This is a genomic window from Ureibacillus chungkukjangi (genome assembly GCF_003217295.1).
Taxonomy (GTDB): domain Bacteria; phylum Bacillota; class Bacilli; order Bacillales_A; family Planococcaceae; genus Ureibacillus; species Ureibacillus chungkukjangi.
Genome location: NZ_QJTJ01000070.1, coordinates 1 through 2,279, shown reverse-complemented (window position 1 = coordinate 2,279; position 2,279 = coordinate 1). Strand labels below are relative to the sequence as shown.

Genomic DNA, 2,279 nt, shown 5'->3' with positions numbered 1-2,279 from the left:
AGTCTAGTGATGATGGCAAAGAGGTCACACCCGTTCCCATACCGAACACGGAAGTTAAGCTCTTTAGCGCCGATGGTAGTTGGGGGCTTCCCCCTGTGAGAGTAGGACGTCGCTAGGCAAACGAAACCACTGATTAATCAGTGGTTTTTTTATATTTAAAAATAACCCAACTATTATTAAAACCGAAGGTTCATCGGTGCGTATGAGGAAAAGAAATGCTTACTGAAGTATAACCTCGAGAAATAGGAGAACCAAGAGTAACAAGGAATTATGTGTAGTCCAGGTTATTTTATGAAAATAGCTTGTATACTAGCAGCTACTTCACTAGGTCTTACATCAATAAGATGAAGATTACCAATAGGAATCCGCATAGGTTCATAGGTACCACGATTCCTAGTTGGATTAGTAAATTCTTCACCTTGTCCATTCCCGATATTCCCCTCAATGATTTCTTCTTTGAAAAAATACTGTGTGCCATTGTATTGGATGATTTGAAAACAATCTTCAACATGAATTTTAACTCCTAATTCCTCAAGGACTTCTCTTTTAGTTGCTTCCTCAGGTGTTTCATCCTCTTCTATTCCTCCTCCTGGAAATACATAATAAACTATCCCTTCTCTTATTCTTTTAATTAATACAATTTTTTGATTCTTTACAAGTATACAAGAACCCCTATCACGCATATAAATCTCCCCCTAAAAGAATCTGTATATAAATATTAGCTTTATTTTTTGATTATTCAAACAAATGAACTTAGAATAAAAGGATAGTAGAAATCTGCTTTAAGTGGAGGAGGGGAAGATGTTAAAAAGAAAATACGGTAATCGGACAAATTGGAAACGAGTTTTGAAACGAGAATATCAACAAATCTATTATCAGGATGAAATATTTAAGGGATATATCACCTTGCTCAATATCAAGGAAGTATCTGAGCCCTTGATTGTAAAAAATGGTGGGAAAGAAGTTTGTATAGTTAATAACGGTTTTTCATGGCTACAGCATTTCCCAATTGGAAAGAACTATTCCGTTACTACAATGTTTGATACTCAAGGTAAGATTGTTCAATGGTATATAGATATTTGCTATGAAATTGGCAGTGAGAAGAATATTCCGTGGATGGATGATTTATATTTGGATATTGTTGTATTTCCGACAGGAGAAATAATACTGTTAGATGAAGAGGAACTTGATGAGGCTCTAACTAATGGAGTAATTGATAAGTCTATGTATGATATGGCTTGGAAAGAGGCTAATGAATTGATGGATTTAATTCAACAAGACAATTTCGACTTACTTAAACTAGCTAAAGATCACCAAGAGATTATAAGAAATAAAGGTTAAAGCTATATAGATGGTTATTGTTAGACAGGAGCTGGTAGAGATGGGAAATTTACAATTTAAATTATTTCAAAATGAACTAAATGAAATGATCTCGTTTATGACAAGTAATTTCTGGGAGTATCACACAGACCCAAATGTTTCACAAGAACAAATTGTTCATTCAGTTAATAAGGGCTGGTACAATGAGAATCGTGAGACCTTTTGGATTGAACTATCCAACAAAAAGATTGGTTTAATCATTATACATGATATTAGTGATACGATACCGCTATTTGATATTAGATTAGACAGTATATACAGAGGACTTGGTTATGGAAGCGAAACTATTAAGTGGATGGTAGATTACATATTTAATTTACAAGATAGCAAAATTAGAATTGAAGCATACACTCGTAGCGATAATTACGCGATGAGAAAGACTTTGAGTAATTGCAACTTTGTAAAAGAGGGGTATTTGAGAAGCGCGTGGGAGAATAAGGACGGTACCATTCACGACTCAATTTGCTATAGTGTCATTAAAACCGATTGGGAAAGAGGAATAGTGACGCCGGTAAATCTAGAAGCAGTCCCTTTTTAATAATATAGAGGAGATGTAATAAAACATCTCCTGTAAAATTACACTTCGACTTTTAAGACCTCGTATTGATAACCTTCCAGTTTGTAATTTTGTCTTTGGTACATATCTCTGGGTGTATCTTTACCATTTATAACTAAAATAATAGTTTTGTATTGAAAATTTGCCATTATAAAATGTTGAATGGCACTACTAATACTTATGAGTGGAGAAGAATCTAATATAAATATATTATCTATCTCTACAGAATCTTGCTTTTCGATAGAAGGTGTATTTGATAAGCTAAAACTGAGCCACCATCGCAGTTGAAAAGTGAGCCACTTTTATATGAAAATAATCCTAACTTCATAGAGTTAGGAGCGTA

The 2,279-nt window shown here is 34.0% G+C and carries 3 protein-coding genes and 1 rRNA gene; 3 read left to right on the top strand and 1 reads right to left on the bottom strand.

Annotated features, from left to right (window positions below):
• The first annotated feature begins 2 nt into the window (after positions 1-2).
• Positions 3-118: ribosomal RNA gene (gene rrf / locus BJ095_RS18750) — 5S ribosomal RNA — on the top strand.
• A gap of 166 nt (positions 119-284) precedes the next feature.
• On the opposite strand, the gene BJ095_RS18745 is transcribed toward rrf, so the two are convergent.
• Positions 285-683 (bottom strand): NUDIX hydrolase, encoded by a 399-nt coding sequence (locus tag BJ095_RS18745; RefSeq protein ID WP_107937909.1) that lies wholly within the window; start codon positions 681-683, stop codon positions 285-287.
• A 118-nt stretch (positions 684-801) separates the two neighbouring features.
• Between BJ095_RS18745 and BJ095_RS18740 the strand changes: the two genes are divergently transcribed.
• Together BJ095_RS18740 and BJ095_RS18735 are read left to right on the top strand one after the other, a co-directional pair.
• Positions 802-1,341: a DUF402 domain-containing protein gene (locus BJ095_RS18740; protein WP_107937910.1), complete on the top strand. Its 540-nt coding sequence runs from the start codon at positions 802-804 to the stop codon at positions 1,339-1,341.
• Positions 1,342-1,381: 40 nt separating this feature from the next.
• Complete coding sequence (locus BJ095_RS18735; protein ID WP_107937911.1) at positions 1,382-1,918, top strand: GNAT family N-acetyltransferase; 537 nt, start codon at positions 1,382-1,384, stop codon at positions 1,916-1,918.
• Positions 1,919-2,279: the final 361 nt, after the last annotated feature.

What these genes read in the sequence shown, in the direction of transcription:
- BJ095_RS18745 (WP_107937909.1), bottom strand. Translation starts at nt 683, where the DNA reads ATGCGTGATAGGGGTTCTTGTATACTTGTAAAGAATCAAAAAATTGTA.
- BJ095_RS18740 (WP_107937910.1), top strand. Translation starts at nt 802, where the DNA reads ATGTTAAAAAGAAAATACGGTAATCGGACAAATTGGAAACGAGTTTTG.
- BJ095_RS18735 (WP_107937911.1), top strand. Translation starts at nt 1,382, where the DNA reads ATGGGAAATTTACAATTTAAATTATTTCAAAATGAACTAAATGAAATG.